Raw genomic sequence first — 4,250 nt, 5'->3', positions numbered from 1 at the left:
CTCGGTAAAGGGCATCAGTTCTTTTTTATTCCTAACATGGTCGAAAAAGGCATTTAGGTCGCCCTTAAAACCGACCCGTTCTTTCACTTTTTCCATTTCCGTTGAAATTCGGGCCACCTCGTCGAGCCCGATTTGGTGGATCTCATCGGCGGTCATATCCGTGGTGGTGTATAATTTGATTTGATGCTTATAATAAGCGTCTCCCCTCGGAACACCTTCAATACCACTGGTCTCCCTGCCCGATGCCATATACTCGGAGGCCATAAAATCGTGGAGTTCGCGGTAGGCCGGTACGATCTTTTCGGTGATGAGGGAACCGTAGTCTTTGGCCAGCCGGTCCTTATCGGCATCTGAAAAACCCTCGGGAAAGCTCTTGACCGGACTGTAAAATAGGTTGTCGTTCAGCGCAGGCTCCGAAACGCTGGCCAATTGGGGCAGTACTTTTTGGATCAGGGATTTGGGCAGTACATCCTCGGCTTTGATACCCTCTCCCATTTTTGTTTTTGCGGAGGCCAGCCATTCGCCATAATCTTCCAATCGGGAGAGCCAGTTGTCATAATCCTCTACGGTCTTGAAAGGTTGCGCGCTGGTACCGCCCGCCAGTTGGCCGATCATCAGGTTCATCGACCACATTTGATCTATGGGGGTGTAGTCCTCAAAACCCAATCCCTCTAAGTTAATGTCGCATTCCCATTTTAAAACGGCTTTAGTCATCTTTTGGTCATCCGAAAGGCTGTCATCCGTAAAATCGTTCAGCTGGTTTTGGTACGCTGTATAATATTCTTTGAGCCGTTTTTCGTATTTATCCGATAGAAAATTGGGCAGCGTATCGTTATAGCGTTCATCGCCCTGAAATGTCGCGTTCAGCGGATTGAGCTTGAGGCCTTGCTGGTAATAGTTTTCGGCCAGGGAGTCGAAAGCTTTATTGCCGGATACGGTATCTTCCGCAAGGGTTTCGGATTCATTTTTACAGGCGAAAATACCCAGGGTCAATACTATAATTAGGATTTTGTTTTTCATGATGTCATTTTTTCAAAGATACTTCCTCATACGTTCCTTCTTATATTCCGGTACCGATTCGTTGTCCATAAACAAGTGCAGTATCTCCGTATTCTTCTTTTTTGCGAACATCAGACTGAAAAACTGGCTTATGGTCAGGGCGTTCTTCGACCGCTCCTGTACTTTCAAGGTATCTCCCATTTTGACATTTCCTTCCTCCAAGACACGTACATAGGTGCCAGGGCGCCCGTGTTGGATATATTTTTTAAGCATTTTCTGGTCATTGAAACGAATCCCCAATTTATAGCAGGGCTCTCGCGGTTGCGAAACCTGAACTACGGCACTTCCTATTTGAAAGATGTCTCCGATCCGCGTGATGGACTCATCCAAACCTTCGACCGTCAAATTTTCGCCGAACATTCCCCAGTCCCAATCCAGGTCGGGATATTCTTTTTTCCAAAAGGGATAGTCATCCGCGGAGAACAAAAAACAGGCTTTGTTTATGCCTCCATGGTGCTTGCGATCGATGATGGTATCTTTGTTCACATCGGCCTTTCCCAAGTACAAAGCTTCGAAAATAGGATATTTAAAAATACCCGTTTTTTCCTCCTTGCCGTTCCATAGAAAGGTCGTCGGATTCCCAATATTGGTAGAAGTGATACGCATATCCCAAAAATAGAAAACCATCCCGATTAAAGGATGGTTTTCATGAATTAACTCCGTAAAATAGGTAAAATAGGGGGGAACTTTACCAACCGGTACTATTTACCAAGTCCGGAGCCAACCCAAAGCGCTGTTAAAAGACTATTTTTAAATGAGCCTTAAATTTCAAATCGCACTTTCAGGCCGTCGGTTTTTTCTACCAAGGGCTTGAATTCCATGGCATGTAAGAACAAGATATTGTCGCCGATATTTTCGAAATCATATATCGACTCTTGGCCTTCGTGCTTCATGAACATCGAATCGCCCTTATTGATTCGTACCAATGAAATCTTCCCGTTCGCAGAGCGGCTGACCGCCAAACCCTCTGTCATCGAAGTAAAGTTGTAGTTTCCGCTGATTTTTCTGAAGGGAAGACGTTCTCCCGGAAAAAGTATGACTTCCCAGACCTTTATCGTTTTATTTTCGAACAGCAGTTTTTGACCAATACGATCGTCAAATTCCTTTTTTTGTAGTTCCTTTAATTTGGAAGGGTCCCAAGGGTCAAAATTTCCTTCGGAATTAAGTTCTATGCACTTCATTATCGAGGATTTTTTCGATTGGTTTTTACTTGGGAATACAAAATATATCCCGTAATCAGCAGAAGCACCGGCAATACCATCAAATCGTACCTGACCTCGTAATTTTGATCGAAGGATGGCAAGGTCTGCAATTGAAATTCCCATAACAGGAAGGTGCACCAGATAAAAATGAGGAATATCCACTGCTGTTTATCGGCACTTTTCATAGATTTGGATTTGGTAGATGCGGACTGGCTTTTTGTCCGCGGTGCAAATATCCAAAATGATGTAGGGGATATCCTAAAAATTAGTGTCCAAAGAAGTACGGATTTCAGAATTCCGAACGGAAATCCCAGTAATTAGGGATTTTTCAGGAATTGAGACCTGTCCAAAAAATCCAACATCAGGAATCGGAACTGCTTGCATCGCCCTTAGAAATACCTGTAAAAACTCACACCATCACGTTCTCCTTATATTTGGAGGGCGTTGTTCCGGTAAATTTTTTGAAGGCGGAATAAAAGGCACTTTTGCTATGAAAGCCTACCTCCTTACCGATTCCTTCGACGCTAAGATGGGTATATGCCTCGTTCTCGAGCATTTTTTCGGCTTTCCGTATCCGAAACCGATTGACATACGCATTGAAGTTCTGATGGCATATCACATTTATGGCGGTAGAAATGCGCTTGGGATGCGTGTCAAGTTCGTTGGCGAGATCCATTATGGTCAAATCGGTATCCGTGAAGGACTCAGAGTCCCTTAGGAGCTTATCGATACGTTCCATCAATTCCTGAAGACCGTCATCGGATAGGGCCAGCAAATCTTCCTTTGCCGAAAGTTTTTGCGAAATGCCTTCAAAATCCTCTTTTTTGGCAAGCAGTGACAGAATATTTCGCTGCTTGACCCCATGGTACGATACCCAATAGATCAAGATCAGGTCGAAGGTCGCAAAGAAGATTTTTGCAAGCAAGCTGTCCGTAATCGTAGTAGCGAAAATCGTATATACTATCGACCCCGAAATATTATAGAAAAGAAAGATTCGGGCCCAGGTCAACTCTTTCGATTCCATCATTGAAAAGTAATTGTGTACCTCGATTTTGTGTTTGAACAAGAGCCTTAATGTGTAGATGCCTATGCTCAGCCCGTACAAAACCTTGCAATAGAAGTAAATATCGTAGCCCACACTTTCGGTGATGGCTACTTTAACGGTATAGGGCAAGAAGAAAACGGCTATCTGTGCGAACAAGATCGCGATACCAGGATAGAGTACCCAATATTTCGTTTTCTCATTGGAAAAAATACATATTTGGTGTACGTAGACATAAAAAATAGGAAAATGCAACCAAAAAAAGTCGAAGGGCAATAGGTAAAGTTCAGGATATAAAAGATAGGCGTTTAGACTATTCAGAACGATAGGAATCGTCTCAAGTCCGAACAATATAAGGAAAATGCCTACAAAAAGGGTACTCTTGTATTTGTTCTTGTTCAAGAAAATCAATAATGCGCCGAGCGTTATCGCCTGAACAATGCCTACGGTTTCGAATAAGGCGTAAAGGTTGTAGTCGAGTTCCATTTTGATCGGTCGGATCTTGGCTACAAGTTAAGAAATTTTACGTAGTAATAGACGAAAAAGCTTACAAGTATCTTTTAATGTAGACGGATGTACGAAGTATCGGTTCAGCATCTTCTTTGGCTACTTCCGATTGTAAGGTGTCCGTTTCATAAAACCTGAAAATCACATGCGTGTCGTATTCATCCGTTGAAGAACTTTAATCGTTAGCATACGGTACCCGACACCAAAACCCAACTTTTTTCCTATTTTTACCCCATGGCACTTTTCACCTTTCTTCTGTTCACAGGTTTCGTAGCTTTCTACGCCACTTGGAAATTACGCCGCGATAAACTGGATACGCAGGATGGCTATTTTTTGGGGGGTAGATCTTTAACGGGCATCGTAATTGCGGGATCCTTGCTATTGACCAATATTTCTACGGAACATTTGGTGGGCATGAACGGTTCATCGTATCGAAACGG

Annotated in this window: 5 protein-coding genes and 1 pseudogene; 1 reads left to right on the top strand and 5 read right to left on the bottom strand. The window is 43.2% G+C overall.

Going from position 1 to position 4,250, the window contains the following annotated elements; all coding sequences use genetic code 11:
* The 5 genes from ACEW8S_RS08480 to ACEW8S_RS08460 all read right to left on the bottom strand — a co-directional run.
* On the bottom strand, window positions 1-1,020 hold a 1,020-nt coding region (locus tag ACEW8S_RS08480), incomplete at its 3' end, for a DUF885 family protein (protein ID WP_373517726.1).
* Between the two features lie 12 nt (window positions 1,021-1,032).
* Complete coding sequence (locus ACEW8S_RS08475; protein ID WP_373517725.1) at window positions 1,033-1,686, bottom strand: MOSC domain-containing protein; 654 nt, start codon at window positions 1,684-1,686, stop codon at window positions 1,033-1,035.
* A 134-nt stretch (window positions 1,687-1,820) separates the two neighbouring features.
* Entirely contained in the window at window positions 1,821-2,240 is a 420-nt protein-coding gene (locus tag ACEW8S_RS08470; RefSeq protein ID WP_373517724.1) for a hypothetical protein, read from the bottom strand.
* Window positions 2,240-2,446: a hypothetical protein gene (locus tag ACEW8S_RS08465; RefSeq protein WP_373517723.1), complete on the bottom strand. Its 207-nt coding sequence runs from the start codon at window positions 2,444-2,446 to the stop codon at window positions 2,240-2,242. The genes ACEW8S_RS08470 and ACEW8S_RS08465 overlap by 1 nt, the downstream gene beginning before the upstream one ends.
* A gap of 224 nt (window positions 2,447-2,670) precedes the next feature.
* Entirely contained in the window at window positions 2,671-3,789 is a 1,119-nt protein-coding gene (locus ACEW8S_RS08460) for a helix-turn-helix domain-containing protein (RefSeq protein ID WP_373517722.1), read from the bottom strand.
* A 255-nt stretch (window positions 3,790-4,044) separates the two neighbouring features.
* Here ACEW8S_RS08460 and ACEW8S_RS08455 point away from each other — a divergent pair.
* Window positions 4,045-4,250: pseudogene (locus ACEW8S_RS08455) on the top strand (solute:sodium symporter family transporter); the annotation flags it as partial.

Origin of the sequence: Pricia sp. (assembly GCF_041745955.1) — a bacterium.
In the GTDB taxonomy this organism is placed as follows: domain Bacteria; phylum Bacteroidota; class Bacteroidia; order Flavobacteriales; family Flavobacteriaceae; genus Pricia.
This window is presented reverse-complemented; position numbering and strand designations above follow the sequence as displayed.

Bases quoted from the DNA above. Each gene is read 5' to 3' on its own strand.
- ACEW8S_RS08460 (WP_373517722.1), bottom strand. From the start codon at position 3,789: ATGGAACTCGACTACAACCTTTACGCCTTATTCGAAACCGTAGGCATT.
- ACEW8S_RS08465 (WP_373517723.1), bottom strand. From the start codon at position 2,446: ATGAAAAGTGCCGATAAACAGCAGTGGATATTCCTCATTTTTATCTGG.
- ACEW8S_RS08470 (WP_373517724.1), bottom strand. From the start codon at position 2,240: ATGAAGTGCATAGAACTTAATTCCGAAGGAAATTTTGACCCTTGGGAC.
- ACEW8S_RS08475 (WP_373517725.1), bottom strand. From the start codon at position 1,686: ATGGTTTTCTATTTTTGGGATATGCGTATCACTTCTACCAATATTGGG.